Below are 23700 nucleotides of genomic sequence, written 5' to 3'. Positions count from 1 at the left end.
TTGTTAAATTACAGAAACAGAAGTATCAATAGGAAAACGGCATCCCACAGTTGTAAAAAGCTGCGGGATGTCGTTTTTGATGCTGATAAAAAATATCAGCCATAATAATAAGGATGTTTACCACATGGATTTGTAATATTTGTCACGGTACTTCTTTGGGGTAAGGCCGGTGAAGTTTTCAAAGATCTGGATAAAATGACTCTGTGAAGAGAAATTCAGATAATTGGCGATATCAACGACTGCTTTATCAGAGTATCGGAGCAGGTGAGTGGCTTTTTCGATTTTTTTCTCGCGGATGTAATCACTTATGGATACTCCAAGATTCTGTTTGAATACTCTGGACAGATAACTGGGAGAGAGTCCGGTATGTTCTGACAGATCCTGAATGGTGATACGCTCCTTAATGTGACCGTAAATATAGTCCACGCATTGCATGACCGGTCTGGAAAGAATAGAGCTTTTTTTCTGGAGGATCATTTTTCCGGTAAAATCTCTGGCCATAATATGATGCAGATCTGCAATCTGGCGTACAGTGGTGCAGGAATCCATTTTCAGAATGTAAAAATCGCTGAGACGATATGCCTGTTCAGGCTCCAGTCCACCGTCAATACAGTAACGGGTGAGCATGGCAGTAGTGACAACGAAATGATACTTCAGGTTGGTCAGAGGATTTTTGGAGAGGATACCGGTTCCCTTCAGATGAAGAAAAGAGTCTTCCTCGCAGTTTTTGTTTACAGTTTCCATATCACCGGCTCTTACGGCATTGTAAAAAGAATATTCCACAGAGGGAGAGCGATGAAGAGCTTCCGGTTCTGTATCTTTCAGCTCATTAGTAATCCAGTCTTGGGAAATGGACATATTGATATCCTCCTTATATGTTGATGTTTAAGGAATGTGTTGGTTTTTTATATTATGACATGAATCTGACATTTTGTTAAGATTAATAATATAATCGCAGATAAAAAAATGGTATATTTTCATCATCAAAGGTAAAGCATCGGGGATGCTACAGAAAAAGGAGGATTTATACTATGAAAAAAAGAGCGGTATCTATGATCCTTGCAGCAGCAATGGTTTGTGGAATGATGGCAGCAAATGTAAGCTGTGTATCTGCAAAAGGATCGGATGAGGGAAAAGTGATCAATATTTATTCCTGGAATGATGAGTTCCGTCAGAGACTGGAAGCTATTTATCCGGAAGTAGAGTCCACTTCCAAAGATGGTACAGTTACAAAACTGAAAGATGGTACAGAGATCCACTGGATCGTAAATCCGAACCAGGATGGCGTATATCAGCAGAAACTGGATGAGGCACTTCTCAACCAGGCTGATGCAAGTGCAGATGATAAGGTAGACATGTTCCTTTCTGAGACAGATTATGTATTCAAATATACAGACAAAGATGCAGATGTTGCAATGCCTCTTACTGATCTTGGCATTGATCCGGACAAGGATCTTGCAGATCAGTATGATTTCACGAAAACAACAGCTTCTGATGCGGATGGAGTACAGAGAGGCGCCACATGGCAGTGCTGCCCGGGTGTCCTTGTATATCGTCGTGACATTGCGAAAGATGTTTTCGGTACTGATGACCCGAAAGAAGTTGGCGAGAAGATGAAAGACTGGGATACAGCTAAAGAAACAGCAGCTCAGCTGAAAGAAAAAGGATATTATACATTTGCTTCTTATGCAGACACTTTTCGTTTATATGGAAACAGCATTGAGAATCCGTGGGTAGAGTCCGGTGATTCTGTGATCAAAGTAGATTCAAAGATCATGGACTGGGTAAAAGATTCCAAAGAGTGGCTGGATGCAGGTTATCTTAACAAAACTGTAAAAGGTCAGTGGAACGATGACTGGAACAAGGCAATGAGTTCTGAGTCCAAGGTATTCGCATTCCTCTTCCCGGCATGGGGTATCGACTTTACTCTGAAACCAAACTGGGATGGAGCAGAAGGTGACTGGGCTGTTACAAATCCTCCGCAGGAATACAACTGGGGTGGCTCTTACATTCAGGCTGCAACAGGAACAGATAATCCGGAACATGTCAAAGATATTATCCTGGCAATGACGGGAAATCAGGATAATCTTCTTAAGATTTCCAAAGAATACTCTGATTTTACAAATACAAAATCCGGTATGAAAGATGCAGCTACAAATGCAGATTTCGCATCTGATTTCCTTGGTGGACAGAACCCGTTTGAGTATTTTGCACCGGTTGCAGAGAATATCAAGATCGCACCGCTTTCCGCATATGACCAGGGTTGTGTAGAGCTGATCCAGAACGCTTTCAGTGATTACTTCCAGGGTAAAGTAGACTTTGACAAAGCAAAAGCCAACTTTGAGACAGCTATTCAGGAGCGTTATCCGGAGATCACAGAGATCCAGTGGCCGGAATAAATACCACATGAGGATAATTGTTAATGCTGCAGGATCTTTGGATCCTGCAGTTTGCTGGAAAGGAAGAGCATTATGAAGAAAAAGAGCGTTAATTACGGAAAATGGGGATACATATTTATTCTTCCGTTTTTTGTGATCTATTTTATCTTTTCGCTGATTCCGCTGTTTGATACAGTGAGATACAGCTTTTTTGAATATTTCCGTTCTGGAATCAAGCAGATTGGTCCTAATTTTATAGGACTTGCCAATTATGTCAGTCTTCTGCATTCTGACATGCTGAAATACGGACTGAATACACTGATCCTTTGGGTGATCGGATTTGTTCCGCAGATCGTTGTTGCACTGGTGCTTGCATGCTGGTTTACTGATGCCAGGCTGAAGCTTCATGGCAAGCAGTTTTTTAAGGTTGTAATTTATCTGCCGAACCTGATCATGGCATCAGCATTTGCACTTCTGTTTTTTACCATGTTTTCCACAAACGGACCTGTAAACTCCATTTTGTGTTCACTGGGCTGGATAAAGGAACCGATTGATTTTCTGGGCTCTGTTCTGGGAACAAGATCATTGGTAGGTTTCATGAATTTCCTGATGTGGTTCGGAAACACGACCATCATGCTGATGGCAGCAGTAATGGGAATCAGTATGGATGTTTTTGAAGCATCGGATCTGGACGGATGCAACAGCATTCAGCGTTTCTTCTATATTACGCTTCCACTGATTCGTCCGATTCTTTCCTATACTCTGATCACTTCCATCATCGGTGGCCTTCAGATGTTTGATGTACCGCAGATTCTCACAAACGGACAGGGTAATCCGGACAGAACATCCATGACACTGATTATGTTCCTGAACAGCCATCTGAAGAGCAAGAATTATGGTATGGCCGGAGCATTGTCTGTATACCTGTTTATTATCAGTGGAATCCTCTGCTTCTTTGTATATCGTATGACTAACGACAATGATCCGGACGGATCTAAGAAAGCAGCGAAAAAGAGAGCAAGAGCAGAAAGGAGAAAAACAAAATGATGAAAGATAAGACAGCCAGCAGGATCAGAAGTATCGTGGCACATGTGGTACTTATTATTCTTTCCTTTATGTGTCTCTTTTTCTTTTATGTACTGATCGTGAATGCGTCTCATTCTCATGCAGAGCTTCAGAAGGGATTTTCTGCTCTTCCTGGAAAATATTTCTGGAAAAACCTGATGAATGTTGCAAATGACGGAAGCTTTCCGATGTTCAGGGGAATTCTTAACAGTATTATCGTGTCCGGATGCAGTGCAGTATTATGTACATATTTTTCCTCACTGACAGCATATGGTCTTTATGCCTATGATTTCAAGGCAAGGAATGTAGCGTTTACATTTATCATGGCGATCCTCGTCATGCCGACACAGGTAACTGCAATGGGCTTCCTTCGTCTGATCACAAAGATGGGATTATATGATTCCCTGCTTCCGTTGATCATTCCGTCTGTTGCGTCACCGGCCGTATTCTATTTTATGTACAGCTATCTGCAGTCCTCACTGCCGATGTCACTGGTAGAAGCAGCCAGAATTGACGGCTCCGGAGAGTTCCGTACTTTCAACAGTATTGTCCTGCCAATCATGAAGCCAGCAATCGCTGTACAGGCGATTTTTACATTTGTAGGCTCCTGGAACAATTATTTCGTTCCTGCTCTGGTTATCCAGTCTAAAAGCAAGATGACTGTTCCAATCCTGATTGCAACACTTCGTGGAGCAGATTATATGAATTTTGATATGGGTAAGATTTACATGATGATCACGGTTGCCATTGTGCCGATTATTATCGTATATCTCCTTCTTTCCAAGTTTATCATCGCAGGAGTGACACTTGGAGGCGTAAAAGAATAACAAAAGGTAGCAGGTAAGATATGACAGTTAAGAAATGGAAACACAGCGGAACAAAGAAACACAGCATGTCAGACCGTGAAATACGAAACGGTCTTCTTTCGGAAAAAGCAGCAGAGGAGGGTATTGTACTGCTGAAAAATGATAAAAAAATACTCCCTCTGAATATTTCCACGAAAATAGGTTTATACGGCGCCGGTGCGGGAAAGACAGTGAAAGGCGGAACAGGTTCCGGTGATGTGAATAACAGAAGTAACATTTCTATTTATCAGGGACTGAAAGAAAACGGTATTCAGATCGTAAGCGAGAAATGGCTGGCCAATTATGAGTCAATATACGCAGAAGCACGCCGGGCATGGAAAGAAAAAATACTGGAAGAAGCAAAGTTTGTGGAAAATCCTTTTGATGCCTATGCGGAAAATCCCTTTGCAATGCCGGAAGGCCGTGCAGTCACAGCAGAAGATACTGTCGATGCCCAGACAGCAATCTATGTGGTAAGCAGGATTTCCGGTGAGGGAAAGGATAGGCGCAGGGTCGAGGGAGATTATTATCTGAGCAGACGGGAGCGGGAGGATATCCGGTTCCTTGATGCACAGAAGATTCCTACAGTACTTATCCTGAATTCCGGCGGTCCGGTAGAACTGACAGATATTCTGGAAGAAACAGAAAATATCTGTGCTGTCCTGAATATTTCCCAGCTTGGACAAAGAGGCGGACTTGCCCTCGCCAATGTCCTTCTGGGAAAGGTAACTCCAGGCGGCAAGCTGACTGCAACATGGGCCAGAAGGTATGAGGATTATCCGTGTGCAGAGGAATACAGCTATCTTAATGGCAAGCTTGAAAGAGAAGAGTACAAGGAAGGAATTTATACAGGATATCGTTATTTTGATACTTTTGGTGTAAAACCGCTGTTTCCGTTTGGATATGGACTTTCTTACACAGAAATGCAGATACGCTTCCATGGGATGAAAACATCAGGGGATGGCGTTGAAGTTGAAGCAGAGGTAACGAATACAGGAGAAACTTTTTCGGGAAAAGAGGTCGTGCAGGTCTATGTGTCTCTTCCACAGGATGAATCAGGGAAGGAATACCGTCGGCTGGCTGGCTTTGCAAAAACAAAACTTCTGAAGCCGGGGGAAAAAGAACTGCTGAAAATTAGGATCGACAGAAAGACACTGGCATATTTTTCCGAAGAGCAGCATGCCTGGATTGCTGAAAAAGGTTATTATGCTGTCTGGGTCGGAAACAGCATTGCATCGCTTACGCTGGCTGCAATGCTTGAAGTGCCGGAGAGTGTGATCCTGGATAAAACGAATATCCTTGAGAATCAGACTGATATTACTGAAGAAGTTTATGACCGCCAGAATCTTTCTGCCAGAACTCTGAAATGGAAAGAGAAGGCAGAGAATGAGAAGATTGGAAGATATATCTATTATCCTGAACCAGAGAAGAGAACAGAATGCACCTGCCAACCGGAAAATAAGATTCCTGCAAAGGATCTGCTCCCGCTGTTTTATGGAAATATTGCTGGAATCTCCAGTAATCTGGGGGCGGCAGGAATCCGTGTTCCTGGCTCTGCCGGTGAGACCACGGCTGCTCTTTATGAGCAATATGGCGTTTCCCCACTGATCATGGCCGATGGGCCGGCAGGACTGAGACTTCAGCAGAATTATGAAGTAGACAGAGAAACAGACACAGTATATGGAATCGGTGTCCTTGGATCTCTGGAAAACGGATACCTGAGAACAGATGAGACTCACGAAAACGCAGACAGATATTATCAGTTCTGTACGGCATTTCCGGTTGGAACTGCACTGGCTCAGACCTGGGATACTGCCCTTGTGGAAAAAGTTGGAATAGCAGTTGCAGAAGAAATGGAAGAATTCCACATAGATCTCTGGCTAGCACCTGGTCTTAATATTCAGAGAAACCCTCTGTGCGGCAGAAATTTTGAGTATTATTCCGAAGATCCGCTGCTTTCCGGAACCATGGCAGCAGCCATGACAAAAGGAGTGCAGAGCAGACCTGGCTGCGGTGTTACCGTTAAGCATTTTGCCTGCAACAATCAGGAAGATAATCGTATGGGCGTAGATGCACAGGTATCAGAACGTGCCCTGAGGGAAATTTACCTGCGTGGTTTTGAGATTGCAGTTAAAGAAAGCAGACCAGTGGCAATCATGTCTTCCTATAATTTACTGAATGGTGTCCATGCTGCAAACAGTGTTGATCTCTGTACAGCCATTGCCCGAAAAGAATGGGGATTTGACGGTGTGATCATGTCAGACTGGAATACAACGGTTCCGGAAGATGGAAGTATTCCGTGGAAATGCGTGACAGCAGGAAATGATATTATCATGCCTGGTAATGCAGCCGATGCAGAAAATATCCGAAAAGCTTTTGAAGACGGAAAGCTTTCGGAAGAAGTTGTCAGAATGTGTGCGGGACGTATTCTGAACCTGATACACACACTGACAGCAGAATAAAAAAAATATATAGTAGTGAAAAACTTGCCTGAATTCAATTTTCGATTTATCATTGGATTCAGGCATATTTTTTGCAGATGTCGCGCAAGGCAACCCGTTTTAGGCGGAGGATCCTGCAGGCAGTTTTTTATATGCCGTGAAAAGGAGAATACCATGAACATAAAACGAGCAAAGCAGGAGATAAGAGATTCCATAGAAGCATATCTTTCAAAGGACGAATTCGGTGAGTACCGGATCCCGGCGATCCGACAGAGACCGATCCTTCTTATGGGCCCTCCGGGAATCGGAAAGACACAGATTATGGAACAGATAGCAAGGGAATGCGGGATTGCTCTTGTTTCCTATACCATTACCCACCACACCAGGCAGAGTGCTGTGGGACTTCCTTTTATTGTAAAAAAGAATTACGGTGAGGAAGAATTTTCTGTCACAGAATATACCATGAGTGAGATCATTTCGTCCGTTTACGATAAGATGGAAAAAACAGGCCTGAGAGAGGGAATCCTGTTTATTGATGAGATCAACTGTGTATCCGAGACACTGGCGCCGATGATGCTGCAGTTCCTTCAGGGAAAAACCTTCGGAAACCAGAAGGTGCCGGAAGGCTGGGTGATCGTCACAGCAGGCAACCCGCCAGAATATAACAAATCCGTCCGGGAATTCGATGTGGTCACTCTGGACCGTATCAAGAAGATCGATGTGGAGGCAGACTTTGATGTATGGAAGGAATACGCCTACCAGCAGGGAATTCATCCGGCGGTGATCTCCTATCTGGAGCTTCGCAGAAAAAATTTCTACAGGGTGGAGAATACCGTAGACGGAAAGATCTTTGCCACAGCCAGAGGTTGGGAGGATCTTTCCCGTCTGATCCAGGTTTATGAGATCCTTGGAAAAACCGTAGACCGTGAGGTGGTCAGCCAGTACATCCAGCACAGGATGATCGCGAAGGATTTCGCCAGCTATCTGGCTCTTTATTATAAGTACAGAACGGACTATAAGGTGGAAGACATCCTGAAAGGAAAGTGGGATTCCATCACTCTGGGCAAGATTCACACAGCTTCCCTGGACGAGCATTTGAGCATTGTAAGCCTTCTTAATGGAAAACTCGGCGAGCTTTTTACAGAATGCTGTCTTACTGATGCCTATCTCACGAAACTGTATGATTATATGGTGTACTTCAGAGAAAATCAGGACGGCCTTACAGCAAAAAATCTCCTGGAAAAAGCAGAGGCGGATCTTGAAAAGGATAAAAAGAGTGAGCTTCTTACAAAACAGCAGGAGCGTATACAGAAACGTGTTGTGTCATTCTTTGAAAATGCGTCCGGATCGAAATCAACCTCGGGATCAATTGGATCGGAATCAACCGGATCAGATAAAACCGGATCAGGTTCAGAGCTGGCAGGAGGCGGAAGTGCCGCAGCAGAATCGGAAGTTCCATCATCAAACCGGAACTATGAGTTTGTGAAAGCCCTCTTTGAATCCGAAACCGAAGCCTACGAAAACCGAACTGACGAAATATCCTTTACTCTTCAGAACGTCTTCGACTTTATGGAAGCTGCCTTTGGGGACAGTCAGGAAATGGTGGCATTTATCACAGAACTGAATGCCAACTATTATAGTCTCTGGTTCATTCGGGAGAACGGTTCTGACCAGTATTACAGGCATAATAAAGGTCTTCTTTTTGACGACCGCCAGAAAATGCTTCTGGGTCAGATGGAGGAAGTGGAAAATATTCTCAATAATGGGATAAAGTGATAGTTTGTCTGACCAATTGCTTATTTACTATTGATTAAATTGGTAAATTACAGTATAATATTTACCATAAAAGTCCCAAAAGAAGGTGCGTAGATAGTCAAATTGCACAGATATTAATACATTCCGGGACTTTTAAAGACAACACAATAATAAAGGAAGGCGGCCGAAACGGACGACATGTTTACAAAGATTACAGAAGAACGAGCATTTGACGGAATATTAGCGCAGATCATAGAAAATATCCGGCGGGGAGAACTGAAGCCGGGGGACACTTTACCTGCGGAACGTGTTATGGCAGAATCACTGGGAGTTTCCAGACCTGCTGTCCGTGAAGTCCTGCGGGCACTGGAGCTGATGGGAATTGTCACAACGGTCCGCGGCGGAGCCAACTATATCACCGAGAATATGGATCAGTGGCTTTCTGCACCACTGGCCCTTCTTTTTCAGCTGAATAACAGCCATGTACAGCAGGTGCAGGAGCTTCGTTCTGCGCTGGAGCAGGAGGCTGCTCTTCTTGCAGCCGGGAATTGTACGGAGAAGGACGCATTAGATCTGCGTTCCATTCTGGCACAGCTGGAGAGCGCAGAGGATGAGAAAGCTCGTGCAGGTCTTGATAAGAAGCTTCATACGAAGATCGGCAGGATCGCAGGAAATCCTATGATCTATAATGTTCTGGATGCGGCAGCACAGCTGACAGAGGAGATCATTTCCGGTACTCGAGCCTATATTATGCAGAAACATAATTCCGCTCTTGAGGTGGATGACCAGCACAGAAGACTGGTGGAAGCCATTATTTCCGGAGACCGGAACCAGGCGGAGAAGCTGATGCGCGAACATATGGAAACCATTGAGAAATATATAATTGAGATCGCACAGCAGCAGGGTGAGAACAGCCTTGTATTTCATCGCTGATCCACCTGACAAAAATTAAATAAAATTTCAGTAAAAATCCCGTTGATCTGGTAAGACCACTATTGATTTTGGTAAGACCGAGTGCTATAATAGGGACTGTATTGGTAATACCAAAAAAGTTTGGTATTATGGCAGTAACCTGCCGGAAATATCAGGAGAAAGGACTTACGATCATGGGATATGTAAAATGGAGTTATGACACACTGAACCATTTCTGCGGAGACGTTTTCAAAGCGTTTGGCTTTTCTGAGGAAGAAGGAAGCATCATTAAAGATGTTCTTCTGACTGCTGATCTGTATGGAATCGAGAGCCACGGAATGCAGAGGATGGTTCGTTACCATAAAGGAATCGAGAAGGGGACTATTCATCCCCAGGCGAAACCGGAAGTTGTTTTTGAGACACCGATTTCTGCCGTGATAGACGGACATAATGGAATGGGCCAGCTGATCAGCCATTTTGCCATGGAAAAGGCAATTGAGAAGGCAAAGACAACTGGTGTGGGAATCGTAAGTGTACGAAATTCCAACCATTTCGGTATTGCAGGATATTATGCGAACATGGCCTGTCATGAAGGACTTCTTGGAATGGCATGTACCAACTCCGAGGCGATCATGGTACCGACCTTCGGAAGAAAGGCTATGCTGGGCTCCAACCCGATCGCAGTCGCTATGCCTGCAGATCCGTATCCGTTTTTCTTTGACTGTTCTACGACAGTTGTAACCAGAGGTAAACTGGAAATGTATAATAAGATGGGCAAGCCTCTTCCGGATGGCTGGGCACTTGACAAAAACGGTCATGCCAGCAATAATGCACCGGATGTACTTGCAAACATCGTAGCCAAGAAGGGCGGCGGGATCATGCCTCTTGGTGGAAACGAGGAAGTCAGCGGAAGCCATAAGGGATATGGCTATGGAATGCTCTGTGAGCTGTTCAGCTCTATTCTTTCCATGGGCGTTACCTCTGACAAATGCTGTACATTCCCGGATAAGACCGGTATCTGCCATGGATTTATGGCGATCAACCCGGCGGCATTCGGAGATCCGGATGCAATCCGCAAGCATTTTTCAGAATATCTTGAGGCACTTCGGGAGAGTCCGAAGGCAGACGGTCAGGACAGGATCTATACACACGGCGAGAAAGAGGTAGCTGCTGAAAAAGACAGAAAAGAGAATGGCATTCCGGTCAACGACAATACCATGGTAGAGCTTGCTGATCTCTGCAGTTATCTGAAGCTTGATTTTGGCTCTTATTTTGAAGGCTATGAGCTTCCGAAGGACAGTAAATTCTTCAATGGTAATTATTAATTCAGGTAATCCTTTTGAAATGAAATATATCATAATTATCCAAGGAGGAAAAGAAAATGGATTATGCAAAAGAGTCATTAAGACTGCACGGAGATTGGAAAGGTAAGATCGAGGTTGTTACAAGAGTTCCGGTTGAGAATAAAGACGACCTTTCTCTTGCATATACACCAGGTGTAGCTCAGCCTTGCCTTGAGATCCAGAAAGATATCAATAAATCCTACGAACTTACAAGAAGATGGAATATGTGTCTTGTTGTAACAGATGGTTCCGCAGTTCTTGGTCTTGGTGACATCGGACCGGAAGCTGGTATGCCTGTAATGGAAGGTAAATGTGTGCTTTTCAAGGCATTCGGTGATGTAGACGCATTCCCGCTTTGCATTAAGAGCCATGATGTAGACGAGATCGTAAATACTATTTACATGATCTCCGGATCCTTCGGTGGTGTTAACCTTGAGGATATCTCCGCTCCGAGATGCTTTGAGATCGAGAAAAAACTGAAAGAGAAATGTGATATTCCGATCTTCCACGATGATCAGCACGGAACTGCAGTTATCACACTTGCAGGTCTGACAAACGCTCTGAAGGTTGTCGGAAAGAAGAAAGAGGATGTTCGTATCGTTATGAACGGTGCAGGTGCAGCTGCTATCTCTATCTGCAGACTTCTTCTGAAAGCAGGCTTCAAGGATGTTACACTCTGCGATAGAAAGGGAGCCATCTATGAGGGACGTACAGAAGGAATGAACCCGGTTAAGGAAGAGATGAGCAAGCTCACAAACCTTCAGAAGAAACAGGGCTCCCTTGCAGATATGCTTGTTGGCGCTGATGTATTTATCGGTGTTTCCGCTCCTGGAGCAGTTACAACAGAGATGGTTAAGACCATGAACAAAGATGCCATCATCTTCGCATGCGCAAACCCGACACCGGAGATCTTCCCGGATGACGCAAAAGCAGGCGGAGCAAAGGTTATCTCAACAGGAAGAAGTGACTTCCCGAACCAGATCAACAACGTTCTTGCATTCCCTGGAATCTTCCGTGGTGCATTTGACGTAAGAGCAAGCGATATCAACGATGAGATGAAGATCGCAGCTTCCAAGGCTCTTGCAGATCTGATCACAGACGAGGAGCTTTCTCCGGAGTATATCATTCCGAAGGCATTCGACAAGAGAGTCGGACCGGCTGTAGCCAAAGCAGTAGCAGAGGCAGCAAAAGCAACAGGCGTAGCACGTATCTGATTACAGATACAGCACGGATATCCGTCCGATACAGACCAGAACAGCCCTTCATAAGTTAAGAAAATAAATCAGACACCCGTACCCTGTAACCCGGTACGGGTGTCTTTTTGCATCTGACAGGTGGTATTACCCTTTGACAAATGTCCTCTCAGTGAGTACAATAGCAAAAGAATATGATAGGAGGTTAAGCACAGCATGAAACCATGGGAAGCTAATATACGAAAAGTAGTGCCGTATACTCCTGGCGAGCAGCCAAATGAGAGTGGCATGATCAAACTGAATACAAATGAGAATCCATATTCACCGGCTCCGGGTGTGGAGAAGGCGCTGAAGGCCCTTGATGCCGATACCCTGAGACTTTATCCGGACCCGACAGCAGGAGACCTGGTACACAGTATTGCCGCGTTCTACGGACTGAAGGACGAGCAGGTATTTACAGGCGTTGGTTCCGATGATGTACTGGCTATGTGTTTTCTCACATTTTTTAATTCAGAGAAACCGATCCTGTTCCCGGATATCACCTATTCTTTCTATGATGTATGGGCAGATCTTTTACGGATCCCATATGAACGCCCGGCATTGGATGAGGAGTTCCATATCCGTAAGGAAGATTATTTCCGTGAAAACGGCGGGATCGTATTCCCTAACCCAAATGCACCGACCGGCGTAGAAATGCCTCTTTCCGAGATCGAGGAGATCGTGGCAAAGAATCCGGAGAGTATCGTGATCGTAGATGAGGCGTATGTGGATTTCGGAGCAGCATCCGCACTGCCGCTGATCGAAAAATATGATAATCTGCTTGTTGTGCAGACCTTCTCCAAGTCCAGATCCCTGGCAGGCATGCGTATCGGATATGCCTTCGGAAATCCGGAGCTGATCAAATATCTCAATGATGTGAAATATTCTTTTAACTCCTATACAATGGATCGTACTACCATTGCAGCTGGTGTGGCATCTATGGAGGATAAGGCATATTTTGAGGAATGCTGCCATAAGATCATTACAACAAGAGAGTGGACGAAGGCAGAGCTCAGAAAGCTTGGATTTTCCTTCCAGGATTCCAGATCCAACTTTATCTTTGCCACACATGAGAGCTGTCCGGCAAAAGAGCTTTTCGCAGCACTGAGGGAGAAACATATCTATGTAAGATATTTCCCGAAGGACAGGATCGACAATCATCTCCGTATCACCATCGGCACGGATGAGGAGATGAAAAAGCTAGTAGAATTCTTGAAGGAATATCTGCAGAAATAACGATTAAGGAGATATTATGGAAGTATTGGTACAGTGGTTTTCACACCACCTTGCACAGTTTATCTCTCCTGAGGGAGCTGTGTTCATCATTTCAATGATCCCGATACTGGAGCTTCGAGGCGGCCTTCTGGCAGCCTCTCTGCTGAAGATATCGGCTGCAAAGGCACTGCCGATCTGTATCGTGGGAAATATCATTCCGATTCCGTTTATCCTGCTTTTTATCCGGCAGATCTTTAAATGGATGAAAAAAACAAAGACGTTCAGAGGTCTGATCACAAAGCTGGAAAACAGGGCTATGGGAAAGAGTGACCAGATCAAGAGATATGAATTTCTGGGACTTCTGCTGTTTGTGGGAATCCCCCTTCCGGGCACCGGCGCCTGGACAGGTGCACTGATCGCCTCTCTTCTTGAGGTGGATATCAAAAAATCCTCCATTGCGATCCTGTGCGGACTTTTTATGGCAAGTGCCATTATGTATATTGTTTCCTATGGAATTGTAGGAAATGTAGTGCACTGATTAAGAAAAATAAAAATTCCTCATCACTGTCACGAAGTCTGGTAGGTGATGAGGAATTTTGTATTTTCAGGCATTGTTACATAAGCCGGCGTTTCAGCATATCCGGATTCATTGCATAGCTCACGGCTGTATCCTTAGTGATACGGCCTTTTTTGTATAATTCCAGAAGACTCTGGTCCATGGAACGCATCTGATCCTGGCTGGAAGTGGAGATTACGCCTTCGATCTGATGAACTTTGTTGTCACGGATCATATTTCGGATGGCAGGTGTCAGGCGCATAATCTCAAAAACAGGAATGTTGCGGCCGTCCACATCCGGGATCAGCTGCTGGGAAATAACCGCCTGAAGGACCATGGAAAGCTGGATAGCGATCTGACGCTGCTGGGAAGGTTCAAAGACATCCATGATACGCTCGATGGTGTTGGCAGCGCCCAGAGTATGCAGACTGGAAAAAACCAGATGTCCGGTTTCTGCGGCAGTCATGGCGGTCTGTATGGTTTCATAATCACGCATCTCACCCAGAAGGATTACATCGGGGCTCTGGCGGAGGGTGGCACGAAGAGAAGTCAAGTAACTCTCGGTGTCGGTGCAGATCTCTCGCTGGCTGACAATGCAGCGGTCATGGCGGTGAAGATATTCCAGAGGATCTTCCAGGGTAATAATGTGGCCTTCCCGGGTATGGTTAATCCGGTCAATGAGGCAGGCCATAGTGGTAGATTTACCGCTTCCGGCAGAACCGGTAACAAGAACCATACCACGGGTATAATCGGAAACACTCATCACATCCTCCGGAATGGAAAGCTCTGCAGGATCCGGCAGTTTGAAGGCGATTACACGGATCACGGCAGCCAGGGAACCACGCTGTTTATAAGCGTTGACACGGAAACGGGAGACGCCGGGAATGGAAAACGAAAAGTCATCGTCACCGGTTTCCAGAAGCCGGGATATATCACGGTTTCCGGCAAGTTTGTAAATGATGCGAAGCAGATTTTCGGTTTCCGCAGGCATCAGTCGTTCTCCACTGCTTAGAAGATGACCGTCGATTTTTTCGGCCAGAGGGCGGCCTGCAATGATGAAGATATCAGAAACGCGTTTATTGGCTGCTTCTGTCAGAAAATCGGGAATAGGGGTTTCTATATCCATAATTTCACTCTCCTTTAAAAAGATTCTGGCGTGTATCCGGATCCCAGGAATTGGTAAGATCAGTATTCCACTGCCGGATTTCCAGAACGGAACCATTGTTTTTTGCTGGGTAAAAAATTTCAAGTACAGTACAAAGCTGCTGGGTATCTGAGATTTCAGTAGAAAAAGTTAAGGTATGTTTCGTGGAATCCCAGGAAAAATTCCTGTCAGTATCTGCTTTTGCCTGTATCAGGGAAAAATATTTTGCTTCATCAGAAGCGTTATCTGCGTACTGAGACAGCTCATTTCGAATTTCAGATACGGTTTCTGTGGCTTTGCTGCAGGCGTTATAATATTTTTCAGTCTGTTCCATGGAATACCTGGCGGTGTTCAGGCCAGACCGTGAACTTCCAAGAGTGAGAAGAGCCAGTACACAGAGACACAGAACAGAAAAAATCAGAAACAGAGAGGGAATTCCCACGGTTACAAAAAAAGTATGCTTCTGTTTCATCAGGAACCCTCCTTTTCGCTGTATTCAGCCGGAAAACTTAAGGGAATCCGGTAAATCATATGCTTGTCCGAAACCTGGAGGAAAGACAGCTCTCCGGATTTTTCAGAAGAGGAAGTATCCGGAGAAAAAATCATTTCATAAGACGCGTTTTTTTCGGAGCAGTTTTGCCAGGTGTCGTCATAATACCAGATCAGATTGTCCTCTTTTTGGATGCCGCCTGGAAGAAGGGACAGAAGTTCTGCCGGAGAACCATCGGTACCCTCCAGTGCTTCCCCGGCGGAAGTAGTGAGTGCCTGGATCTGGTTCCACTGTTCTGCCTGAATACGGTTTTTCCGGGCTGCCGCAAAAATCTGAATACAGGCAGCAGAGGAAAGGGACAGGAATAAAAGAGCCAGGATCATTTCCATGAGAAAAAGGCTGGTGCCGGAATTATGCTGTGTTTTTTTCATGATGCCTGCCACTCAAAATATGATTAAATATACTCACATTGAGATAATGTGGCTTCTCTCGAATACCACTTACTGTTTCTTCGTGTATGTTTTTGAGCAACCGGAGTTATCTCTACTCACAGATCCTAAGTACACTCCACAGTCGTAAATTCCCGAAATAGCCTTCGGTACATGCTTACGTTTGCGGGATCATGCAATTTCGTAAGTTTCTGCATCTCTCAGATTCAGTGCTGCATTGAAATCTCTGTCTTCCGTATAACCGCATGCACATTTGTAGACTCTGTCTGAAAGTTTCAGGTCTTTTTTGATGTGTCCGCAGCAGTGACAGATCTTTGAAGAAGGATACCATCTGCTGACTATCCGTAATTCAATTCCAAATTCCTCACATTTTGTCTTCAGTTTTGTGCGAAATTCGTAAAATTTCTGTGATGCAACTGCTTTTGAAAGATGCCGGTTTTTCATCATCCCGGATACATTCAGATCCTCAACCGTTATATGAGATGGCTTGGTTTTCGCAATCTCAGATATCGTCTTATTGATATAATCTGTACGAATATTTTCCAGACGCTGATGAAGCTTCTGTACTTTAAGCTTTTGTTTACGTATATTTGCTTTTTGAGTGGGCTCTCCTTTCTTTAAATTTTCATATTTACGGGAGAGCTTTCGCTGTGCCCGCCTTAATTGTTTTTCAAGTTTTCTTATTCGTGCTGTTTTATTAATATTTCTATAGACAGTTCCATTTGATATGAAGGCAAGATTTTTCAAACCCAGATCGATCCCTACACCATCGCTAAAGCAGCTGTCTCTCACCGGATCTGTCACTTCTACCAGTGCAGAAACATAATATCTGCCGGCTTTCATAGAAATAGTTCCGCTTTTGATTATGTATCCATCCTTAGATGTTGGGATGTAACCTTTCTCTTTCAGCCTTACCCATCCAAGCGTCGGAATCTTAATCCGGTGCCTTTCGCAAAGACAATCTTTGGGATTGTTTCTTACAAAATACATTTTTACATTCGATCGTCCTTTTTTCTTATACCGTGGAAAACCACTTTGATGATGGAAAAATCTTGAAAAAGCTGTACAGGAATCTTCAATCGAATGTTTTACCGATTTGGAACTGACTTCCCTGATCCAGGAATATTCCTGATGGTTCGGAAGATAGTCATTATTCAACCATACGCTGAACGATTTACCGCTCATAAATTTTTTACCCAAAGTATAAAGTTCTTTATTATGAAACAGGTAAAAATTATAGATATATCTGCATGTGCCGATTGTCTTATGTATTTTAATCTTCTGCTCTTCTGTAGGATTGATCTCTGTTTTGAAACTTTTTAGCAATCTTATCATCCTTTTCTGGCTGATTCCTGTTATTATTGGCTAATATGTTTATGAACTATTTGTTCTATTTCATTATACCATGATTAAACATGCAGAACAAGTGTTTTGACCTTGGTAGAAATTAATAAGTATATTTAAACATGTTTAATATCTTTTTGTAATATATTCAGTTACTTGTAGATCCTCCTTTTTGCCTGAGCCGGAAGAAACAGCTGTACTGTGCAGCAGAAACTGAGTGGAAACCCCGGAAGTATTTTCAAGGGAAAGACGGTAGAAACCATGTTCCATTTCTTTTACCTGAAAATCAGAAAGAGAGGAAATTACGGTGCCTGCAGAGGAACTGGCCTGGGAGTCTGAAGCGGTAAAAAGTTCCATAAGGTTTTCATCTTTCAGGTAGATGTAGGTGATGTAGTCTTTTTCGTTAATTTTATCCCGGAAACATAGTGCAGGGGTACCGTCCAGAGTCCCGGAAAAAATTTCGTCCGCCTGGTCATGCTGCCGGAATTTGGTAGTCAGATAGGTGATAGCGGTTCCAAGTTCGGAATCGGAGTCGGTCTGTTTTACTGTCTGCTGATAGATTCTTGCGGAAAAAAGAAGCATCAGCATAAGAAACAGGACAAAAATACCAAACAGAAGGAGAGAAAAAAGGGACGAAATGGAATGATCCGTATTTTTCTTTAGCTTCATGAAGCACTTCCTCCCTTCGTGCTGCCGGAAAGGGCGATAACGCTGATAGATGGCAGCAGATTGGAACCGTTGGGAACGTACTCCACAACGAATTTGCTTTTGTCATAGGTAATATGGTAATCACGAAGAATCTGCGAAAGATCTTCCGGATATTCTCCGGTCAGCGCATAAGTACGGACAGCACTGGCTTTTAATGTTTTTTCCAGAGCATCCTGTTCTTTCTGAAGAGCCTGCCCGGAAGTATGGCTGATTCCTGCCACAAAGAGAATACAGGCAAGAATCAGAAGCAGTACGGGAAAAAGAAGAAGAAATCCCCGTAAAAATTTTTTTCTGCGGCTTTCAAAAAGTTCCATTCTGTCACCACCTTACATTGCAAAATCAGAAAGAATTCCAAGAAGAGGCATCATTACGGAAAGCAGTACAAGCCCAACCAGAAGCGAAAGCAGAATCACAATGGTAGGTTCTACAATGGAAACTGCCTGAGAAATCAGGTTTAAAGATTTCTCAGAGTACTGTTCGGAAAGGCTGTGTAAAGTTTCATCGCTGGATCCGGAATAAAACGATACACGGATAAGACGGCCCTCCATGCCTCCAAAAAGTCCGGATTTTGTAAGCGCTTCTGAAAAAGCTTCCCCTTCCTTAAGAAGGTCAGAGGTTTTCTGGAGTTTTGTGAGAAGCTCCGGCTGTGAAAGCAACGCTTTTGTAAGTTCAAGGCTTGTTTCCGGGGAGAGACCGCTTCGAAGGCCAAGAGACAGTCCCTGGGCCAGACGGCTGTAATCCATGGCAACGGGGATCTCACGAAATATGGGCAGATGGGTAACCAGTTTCCGGAGGCTTGAGCGGCCTTTTTCGGTAAGGCTGAAAAAAAGGGTGAAGCCAATCAGAACAGCGGCAAGAATCAGAAAAACGGCAGAGTAGTGACTGATTACATTGCCGGCATTGAGGAGTCCCCGGGAAACCCCGTTCATTTCCAGTCCCATCTGCTGAAACACCTGCTGAAAAACAGGAAGGACTTTTACCAGAAGAACAAGAATTACCACTGCCATCATGCCAAGCATGATCAGAGGATAGGTGACAGCGCTTCGGATCTGCTGGGAGATTTCCTGTTCCTGTTTATAATGTTCGGAAAGACTGTTCATAATTTCATCCAGGCAGCCGGTTTCCTCGCCTGTTTTTACATAGGCAGTCATAGATGCAGGGAAACAGCCGACCTCTTCCAGTGCCTGGGAAAGAGAACCGTTTTCTTCCACAGAACGGATCAGAGGGGTAAGTATTTCACGGTCTGTATCGGTTTTACTTTCATCACAGAGAATATGAAGGCCTTCTGTGGTGGATATGCCGGAATGCAGAAGCATTCCCATCTGCCCGCAGAAACTGGATAATTCCCGGGCGGTCAGTTTATAGTTCATAATAAAGTCTCCTTTTTGCTGGGAATCGGTCAGCGTGAAAACTGTACCGTATAATTACTTTCATCTCCGATGTATTCCTGGATGGTTTCGTCATCATCACTGTTGGCGTCAAAGGTAGGGTCCATCAGCTGCCAGGTGTCTCCGTCAAAAGAAACGGCCTTTGTTGCCCAGCCTTTTCCACGGATATAGACATCAATCCATGCGTGCTTGATTTCTCCTGAATAGCCGATTTCGAGCTTACAGGGAATATCCTGGCTTCGAAGCATGGCAGTAAGCAGTGCGGCGTAATCAAAACAGATTCCGGTACCTGTGCGGAGGGTTTCATCAATGTCCGGAAGGTAACCGGCTTCTACAGAATTTGCTTTATCATAGTCATAGGTGATATGGCTGGTGACATAGTTGTAGAAGGTTTTCAGGATATCCACATCTTTCATTTCTTCCGTGACAAGGGACTGAGCCAGTGTGCAGGCTTCGCTCTCGGCGGAAAAATTTACATACTGGTTCGGGTACAGAAACGGAAGAAATTCATTTTCAAGATTTACAGTGAGAGTTTCTGAATACAGTGCGGCATACTGGCTTCCGTTGATCTGCTGATAGCAGGTGATTACATAATCTCCCGAGCCTTCGGAAAAGGGGATGACGGCCTGTTCCTTTGGCGCCAGAAAATAGGAATAGAGAACACCGGACGGTGTGGTAAGCTGTATACTCATCCGGGAGTCTTCGGAGTCAGACTGTGCGGTCAGATATCCCTGATCCTGATTGGAAATATCCAGAACCAGAGGGGAACTTCCGAGCGTCTGTGTGCCGGGAGCCTCAGGCGTGAGGACACGGGCAGGGGAGTAAACGGGAGGTTCTTCACCGGAATTTTCGGATTTCGCACATCCGGGGAGAAAAATTATGATCCCGGAAAGCAGCAACACAAAAAAGAGACGGACAGATAAAGTTTTTGACATATTTGCCGTTCTCCTGTTATATACTTTTTTCTTCCTTTTTTACAGATAACAGTATAGCAGATTCTGGAAAAAAAGGACAGAAGCAGGGCCAAAATAAGCGGGAAATGTTGACATTTAAGGGAAAAAAACATATACTGTATATATAAAGGCAAACCTGTTGAAAAGCAGGGACGCAAAGCCAAGGGTCTAAGGTCACAAAAGAAGGACTATGACAGCCGGTTGCCGCATTAAATTCCGATTTAGTGACGTACTCAGAAATTACATCCAGGTGAAAAGGATTTATGTGTTGACGCGGCCGTTTATTTTTCAGAATAAGCGGTTTTTTTGATGCAGTAAATTCTGCGGCCACCATACTGGGATGACGTTCTGGACGTCGGTTTTCAGAAAGGTGTGAAAAGTATGAAAAAAATGAACCTTAAAAACTTCTTTATGAAGAAGAAGGTTGCAGCCGGATGTATCGCGGCGGCTGCATTGATCACAGCAGGAAGCTTTGCAATGGTATGGCAGGACTCACAGGTGCCGGAACTGCCAAGTTACACAGATCCGGTAGTGGAGCAGACGCTTACCGATGATGATACTCCTCTTGCATCCAAACCGAAGGTAACAACCAAAACAACCAAGAAGAGCAAAACAACCAAAAAAACAATCAATTTAAAGAAAGCAGCAACAAAAACTTACAGCAAAAAACTTCCAACCAAGAAAAAAACAACAACAAAAACAACCAAAAAGAACCAGACAACAACAGTAAAAACCCAGACAACAGTACAGACAGATACAAATCAGAAATTCACCAAGAAATCCAAAAAGGTCGTACAGACACAGAAGGTTACAACAACTGTAAAAACAACCACAACCGTTGTTGCGGCAGCGCAGACCACAACAAAATCCACAACTGCAAATACAAATGTAAAAAAAGAGAAATACACAATCAGCAATGTAGCATCCATCGCGCCACAGATGGACAGCAGAGTACTGAATGCCTACACAAAGATGGGATTTACTGTAACTGTTGATCCAAGCGTATCCTATGCGGGACACTTTGATGCCAAGACAAGAATGATCACACTTCAGTGTGAGGATTCCACCATTTATCATGAACTTGGACATTTCCTTGCTTTTGTAGCCGGAAACGTGGATACAACCAGTTCCTTTGAAGCTGTATACAACAGCGAAAAATCCAAATTCACAGGCGTCAGAAAAGCGTATGCAACACAGAATGCTTCCGAGTATTTTGCAGAGTCTGTTCTGAATTATGTAGAGAATCCGTCAGCTCTGAAGTCTCAGCGTCCGCAGACCTATGAGGCAATTGTCAATGCACTCTCAAAGGTTACAGACGCACAAATAACAAAAATCATGAATGTTTATAAAGTAGTCTGGAAATAACAAGCTGTTATATGGAACACCCGGGAAATTCCCGGGTGTTTTTGTGTTATAATAAAATTTCTCCGGTGAAATTGTCGATAAAAATTTCTTGCATTGCTTCAAAAATAGTGTATATTAATATCATAATAATAATCACATTACATTCAATAACGGTTCAGACACCAGTGCAGCCATGTCAGGCTGTATCGGATTTCCAGAATAAATAATTAAATTACATTTTATAAGAGTTAAGGGTAGAGGTATTTATGAGAGAAAAGTATGAATCATTATCTCTGGCAGTGCTGAAAGACCTGGCAAAAGCGAGAGGGATGAAGGGGATTTCCACTTTGAGAAAACCGGCACTGATTGAGAGAATGCTGGAAGAAGATGCGAAAGAAACCGCAAAAGGGAACCCTGAAGAAGTACGCAGGAGCACATCCGGAGAAAATAATCTGAAAGAAAAGAAGCAGGAAACAGAAAAAACAGAATATCATACACGTCCCGCAGGAGAGACTCTGCAGGAGCGTAAAGAATACCGGACAGAAAGAACGGAACAGGAACACAGAAATGTAAATGTCCGGAGAGACTATAACAGAGATTATAACAGAGAGGCCAACCGGGATTATAACCGGGAATCTGCCAGAGAGAATGGAAATGTTCCTTCAGAGTCCACACAGCTGGACAGTGGTGAGAAGGCAAATGGAATTCTTGAAGTACTTCCGGATGGCTACGGATTTATCCGCTGCGCCAATTATCTTCCAGGTGAGAACGATATTTATGTTTCTCCTTCCCAGATCCGCCGCTTTAACTTAAAGACCGGTGATATCATCCAGGGAAATATCCGTATCAAGACCCAGGGCGAGAAATTCAGCGCACTTCTTTACGTATCCTCCATCAACGGATTCCACCCAAGTGAGGGGCAGAGAAGGTATAATTTCGAAGATATGACGCCGATTTTCCCTAATGAGAGACTGGTTATGGAACGTGCAGGCGGCACAACTGCCATGCGTATCGTAGACCTGATCAGCCCCATCGGAAAGGGACAGCGAGGAATGATCGTATCCCCGCCGAAAGCCGGTAAGACAACCCTTCTGAAAGATGTTGCCAAGTCCATCCTTAAGAATAATAAGGATATGCATCTCATTATCCTTCTGATCGATGAGCGTCCGGAGGAGGTTACCGATATCAAGGAAGCAATCCAGGGACCTAATGTGGAAGTGATCTATTCCACGTTTGATGAACTTCCGGAACATCATAAGAGAGTTTCCGAGATGGTTGTGGAGCGTGCCCGTCGTCTGGTAGAACATAAACAGGATGTGATCATCCTTCTGGATTCCATCACACGACTTGCCAGAGCCTATAACCTGATTATCCCGCCAAGTGGAAGGACTTTATCCGGTGGTCTTGACCCGGCAGCCCTTCATATGCCTAAGAGATTTTTTGGCGCAGCCCGTAATATGCGTGAGGGCGGAAGCCTGACGATTCTGGCAACGGCACTTGTGGATACCGGAAGCAAGATGGACGATGTCATCTACGAGGAGTTCAAGGGAACCGGTAATATGGAGCTTGTCCTTGACCGTAAATTACAGGAAAAACGTGTATTCCCGGCTATCGACATCCAGAAATCTGGAACCAGAAGAGAGGATCTTCTTCTCAGCAAGGATGAGCAGGAAGCTGTTTATATTATGCGAAAAGCACTCAACGGAATGAAGTCCGATGAGGCGGTAGAACAGATTCTGAATACCTTTGCCAGAACCAGGACCAATGCGGAGCTGGTACAGACTGTAAAGAAACAGAAATTTTTATAAAGTCCTTGCATTTTCAGGAAAGCTGTGTTATACTTAACAAGCTGTTTAAAATGGAATTCGTCAATTGTATACGAATAATATTAAATTATATAGAGAGGTGAAAATCATGAGAGAAGGAATCCATCCGAACTACTATCAGGCAACTGTAACCTGCAACTGCGGAAACACTTTCGTAACAGGTTCTACTAAAGAGGACATCCACGTTGAGATCTGCTCCAAATGCCATCCGTTCTACACAGGACAGCAGAAGGCTACACAGGCTCGTGGACGTATCGATAAGTTCAACAAGAAATACGGCCTGAATAAGTAATTATTGCGAATACAGGAAAT

At 44.2% G+C, this 23700-nt stretch carries 22 protein-coding genes and 1 riboswitch; of the genes, 13 read left to right on the top strand and 9 right to left on the bottom strand.

All coding sequences use genetic code 11. The features are described from left to right. Positions 1-117: 117 nt before the first annotated feature. Positions 118-858 (bottom strand): AraC family transcriptional regulator, encoded by a 741-nt coding sequence (locus GPK88_RS18105; protein ID WP_118061871.1) that lies wholly within the window; start codon positions 856-858, stop codon positions 118-120. Positions 859-1031: 173 nt separating this feature from the next. Here GPK88_RS18105 and GPK88_RS18100 point away from each other — a divergent pair, with 173 nt between their 5' ends. From GPK88_RS18100 to GPK88_RS18055, 10 genes are all read left to right on the top strand, one after another. Continuing rightward, entirely contained in the window at positions 1032-2399 is a 1368-nt protein-coding gene (locus GPK88_RS18100; RefSeq protein ID WP_015526173.1) for an ABC transporter substrate-binding protein, read from the top strand. A 72-nt stretch (positions 2400-2471) separates the two neighbouring features. Continuing rightward, positions 2472-3425, top strand: a complete 954-nt coding sequence (locus GPK88_RS18095) for a carbohydrate ABC transporter permease (protein ID WP_215708107.1) — start codon at positions 2472-2474, stop codon at positions 3423-3425. Continuing rightward, the gene (locus GPK88_RS18090; protein WP_044961860.1) at positions 3425-4270 is read left to right on the top strand and encodes a carbohydrate ABC transporter permease; all 846 of its coding nucleotides are present in this window, start codon (positions 3425-3427) and stop codon (positions 4268-4270) included. The genes GPK88_RS18095 and GPK88_RS18090 overlap by 1 nt, the downstream gene beginning before the upstream one ends. A gap of 20 nt (positions 4271-4290) precedes the next feature. Next, the gene (locus GPK88_RS18085; RefSeq protein WP_215708106.1) at positions 4291-6750 is read left to right on the top strand and encodes a glycoside hydrolase family 3 protein; all 2460 of its coding nucleotides are present in this window, start codon (positions 4291-4293) and stop codon (positions 6748-6750) included. A 153-nt stretch (positions 6751-6903) separates the two neighbouring features. Then, positions 6904-8505, top strand: a complete 1602-nt coding sequence (locus tag GPK88_RS18080; RefSeq protein ID WP_215708105.1) for an ATP-binding protein — start codon at positions 6904-6906, stop codon at positions 8503-8505. A gap of 177 nt (positions 8506-8682) precedes the next feature. Next, entirely contained in the window at positions 8683-9417 is a 735-nt protein-coding gene (locus tag GPK88_RS18075; protein WP_118070577.1) for a FadR/GntR family transcriptional regulator, read from the top strand. 128 nt (positions 9418-9545) lie between these two features. Next, on the top strand, positions 9546-10721 hold the full coding sequence (locus GPK88_RS18070; protein ID WP_330384883.1) for an Ldh family oxidoreductase: 1176 nt from the start codon (positions 9546-9548) through the stop codon (positions 10719-10721). Positions 10722-10777: 56 nt separating this feature from the next. Further along, the gene (locus tag GPK88_RS18065) at positions 10778-11953 is read left to right on the top strand and encodes an NAD(P)-dependent malic enzyme (protein ID WP_118061875.1); all 1176 of its coding nucleotides are present in this window, start codon (positions 10778-10780) and stop codon (positions 11951-11953) included. A 195-nt stretch (positions 11954-12148) separates the two neighbouring features. Next, complete coding sequence (gene hisC, locus GPK88_RS18060) at positions 12149-13207, top strand: histidinol-phosphate transaminase (RefSeq protein ID WP_173762036.1); 1059 nt, start codon at positions 12149-12151, stop codon at positions 13205-13207. Positions 13208-13223: 16 nt separating this feature from the next. Continuing rightward, positions 13224-13724, top strand: coding sequence for a COG2426 family protein (locus GPK88_RS18055; protein WP_059086725.1), 501 nt, complete (start codon positions 13224-13226; stop codon positions 13722-13724). A gap of 76 nt (positions 13725-13800) precedes the next feature. On the opposite strand, the gene GPK88_RS18050 is transcribed toward GPK88_RS18055, so the two are convergent. The 8 genes from GPK88_RS18050 to GPK88_RS18015 all read right to left on the bottom strand — a co-directional run bounded on the left by GPK88_RS18050 (position 13801) and on the right by GPK88_RS18015 (position 20200). After that, positions 13801-14868, bottom strand: a complete 1068-nt coding sequence (locus GPK88_RS18050) for a type IV pilus twitching motility protein PilT (RefSeq protein ID WP_148445188.1) — start codon at positions 14866-14868, stop codon at positions 13801-13803. A 4-nt stretch (positions 14869-14872) separates the two neighbouring features. Beyond that, complete coding sequence (locus GPK88_RS18045) at positions 14873-15358, bottom strand: hypothetical protein (protein WP_148445187.1); 486 nt, start codon at positions 15356-15358, stop codon at positions 14873-14875. Next, entirely contained in the window at positions 15358-15807 is a 450-nt protein-coding gene (locus tag GPK88_RS18040; RefSeq protein ID WP_148445186.1) for a hypothetical protein, read from the bottom strand. The genes GPK88_RS18045 and GPK88_RS18040 overlap by 1 nt, the downstream gene beginning before the upstream one ends. A gap of 189 nt (positions 15808-15996) precedes the next feature. Continuing rightward, positions 15997-17160, bottom strand: coding sequence for an RNA-guided endonuclease InsQ/TnpB family protein (locus tag GPK88_RS18035; protein WP_195567434.1), 1164 nt, complete (start codon positions 17158-17160; stop codon positions 15997-15999). Between the two features lie 135 nt (positions 17161-17295). Beyond that, positions 17296-17838, bottom strand: coding sequence for a DUF4860 domain-containing protein (locus GPK88_RS18030; protein WP_195567433.1), 543 nt, complete (start codon positions 17836-17838; stop codon positions 17296-17298). Beyond that, positions 17835-18191: a hypothetical protein gene (locus GPK88_RS18025; protein WP_148445183.1), complete on the bottom strand. Its 357-nt coding sequence runs from the start codon at positions 18189-18191 to the stop codon at positions 17835-17837. The genes GPK88_RS18030 and GPK88_RS18025 overlap by 4 nt, the downstream gene beginning before the upstream one ends. Positions 18192-18203: 12 nt before the next feature. Continuing rightward, on the bottom strand, positions 18204-19247 hold the full coding sequence (locus GPK88_RS18020; protein WP_148445182.1) for a type II secretion system F family protein: 1044 nt from the start codon (positions 19245-19247) through the stop codon (positions 18204-18206). 29 nt (positions 19248-19276) lie between these two features. Then, positions 19277-20200 carry a transglutaminase-like domain-containing protein gene (locus tag GPK88_RS18015; RefSeq protein ID WP_173763073.1) on the bottom strand — a complete coding sequence of 308 codons (924 nt, stop codon included), beginning with the start codon at positions 20198-20200 and terminating at the stop codon, positions 19277-19279. Positions 20201-20337: 137 nt separating this feature from the next. Next, positions 20338-20427: riboswitch (cyclic di-GMP riboswitch) on the top strand. A gap of 202 nt (positions 20428-20629) precedes the next feature. Between GPK88_RS18015 and GPK88_RS19070 the strand changes: the two genes are divergently transcribed. The 3 genes from GPK88_RS19070 to rpmE all read left to right on the top strand — a co-directional run bounded on the left by GPK88_RS19070 (position 20630) and on the right by rpmE (position 23680). Continuing rightward, positions 20630-21583, top strand: a complete 954-nt coding sequence (locus GPK88_RS19070) for an anthrax toxin lethal factor-related metalloendopeptidase (protein ID WP_252197813.1) — start codon at positions 20630-20632, stop codon at positions 21581-21583. 245 nt (positions 21584-21828) lie between these two features. Continuing rightward, positions 21829-23370 (top strand): transcription termination factor Rho, encoded by a 1542-nt coding sequence (gene rho / locus GPK88_RS18005; protein ID WP_177290392.1) that lies wholly within the window; start codon positions 21829-21831, stop codon positions 23368-23370. A 106-nt stretch (positions 23371-23476) separates the two neighbouring features. Then, positions 23477-23680: a 50S ribosomal protein L31 gene (gene rpmE, locus GPK88_RS18000; protein ID WP_015526151.1), complete on the top strand. Its 204-nt coding sequence runs from the start codon at positions 23477-23479 to the stop codon at positions 23678-23680. Positions 23681-23700 lie beyond the last annotated feature (20 nt).

Origin of the sequence: Blautia sp. MCC269 (assembly GCF_018785655.1) — a bacterium.
Lineage (GTDB): Bacteria > Bacillota > Clostridia > Lachnospirales > Lachnospiraceae > Blautia_A.
This window is presented reverse-complemented; position numbering and strand designations above follow the sequence as displayed.

What these genes read in the sequence shown, in the direction of transcription:
- GPK88_RS18020 (WP_148445182.1), bottom strand. Translation starts at nt 19,247, where the DNA reads ATGAACTATAAACTGACCGCCCGGGAATTATCCAGTTTCTGCGGGCAG.
- GPK88_RS18090 (WP_044961860.1), top strand. Translation starts at nt 3,425, where the DNA reads ATGAAAGATAAGACAGCCAGCAGGATCAGAAGTATCGTGGCACATGTG.
- GPK88_RS18025 (WP_148445183.1), bottom strand. Translation starts at nt 18,191, where the DNA reads ATGGAACTTTTTGAAAGCCGCAGAAAAAAATTTTTACGGGGATTTCTT.
- GPK88_RS19070 (WP_252197813.1), top strand. Translation starts at nt 20,630, where the DNA reads ATGAAGAAGAAGGTTGCAGCCGGATGTATCGCGGCGGCTGCATTGATC.
- GPK88_RS18070 (WP_330384883.1), top strand. Translation starts at nt 9,546, where the DNA reads ATGGCAGTAACCTGCCGGAAATATCAGGAGAAAGGACTTACGATCATG.
- GPK88_RS18055 (WP_059086725.1), top strand. Translation starts at nt 13,224, where the DNA reads ATGGAAGTATTGGTACAGTGGTTTTCACACCACCTTGCACAGTTTATC.
- GPK88_RS18100 (WP_015526173.1), top strand. Translation starts at nt 1,032, where the DNA reads ATGAAAAAAAGAGCGGTATCTATGATCCTTGCAGCAGCAATGGTTTGT.
- GPK88_RS18065 (WP_118061875.1), top strand. Translation starts at nt 10,778, where the DNA reads ATGGATTATGCAAAAGAGTCATTAAGACTGCACGGAGATTGGAAAGGT.
- GPK88_RS18105 (WP_118061871.1), bottom strand. Translation starts at nt 858, where the DNA reads ATGTCCATTTCCCAAGACTGGATTACTAATGAGCTGAAAGATACAGAA.
- GPK88_RS18075 (WP_118070577.1), top strand. Translation starts at nt 8,683, where the DNA reads ATGTTTACAAAGATTACAGAAGAACGAGCATTTGACGGAATATTAGCG.
- rpmE (WP_015526151.1), top strand. Translation starts at nt 23,477, where the DNA reads ATGAGAGAAGGAATCCATCCGAACTACTATCAGGCAACTGTAACCTGC.
- rho (WP_177290392.1), top strand. Translation starts at nt 21,829, where the DNA reads ATGAGAGAAAAGTATGAATCATTATCTCTGGCAGTGCTGAAAGACCTG.
- GPK88_RS18030 (WP_195567433.1), bottom strand. Translation starts at nt 17,838, where the DNA reads ATGAAGCTAAAGAAAAATACGGATCATTCCATTTCGTCCCTTTTTTCT.
- GPK88_RS18045 (WP_148445187.1), bottom strand. Translation starts at nt 15,358, where the DNA reads ATGAAACAGAAGCATACTTTTTTTGTAACCGTGGGAATTCCCTCTCTG.
- GPK88_RS18080 (WP_215708105.1), top strand. Translation starts at nt 6,904, where the DNA reads ATGAACATAAAACGAGCAAAGCAGGAGATAAGAGATTCCATAGAAGCA.
- GPK88_RS18085 (WP_215708106.1), top strand. Translation starts at nt 4,291, where the DNA reads ATGACAGTTAAGAAATGGAAACACAGCGGAACAAAGAAACACAGCATG.
- GPK88_RS18035 (WP_195567434.1), bottom strand. Translation starts at nt 17,160, where the DNA reads ATGATAAGATTGCTAAAAAGTTTCAAAACAGAGATCAATCCTACAGAA.
- GPK88_RS18015 (WP_173763073.1), bottom strand. Translation starts at nt 20,200, where the DNA reads ATGTCAAAAACTTTATCTGTCCGTCTCTTTTTTGTGTTGCTGCTTTCC.
- GPK88_RS18050 (WP_148445188.1), bottom strand. Translation starts at nt 14,868, where the DNA reads ATGGATATAGAAACCCCTATTCCCGATTTTCTGACAGAAGCAGCCAAT.
- GPK88_RS18040 (WP_148445186.1), bottom strand. Translation starts at nt 15,807, where the DNA reads ATGAAAAAAACACAGCATAATTCCGGCACCAGCCTTTTTCTCATGGAA.
- hisC (WP_173762036.1), top strand. Translation starts at nt 12,149, where the DNA reads ATGAAACCATGGGAAGCTAATATACGAAAAGTAGTGCCGTATACTCCT.
- GPK88_RS18095 (WP_215708107.1), top strand. Translation starts at nt 2,472, where the DNA reads ATGAAGAAAAAGAGCGTTAATTACGGAAAATGGGGATACATATTTATT.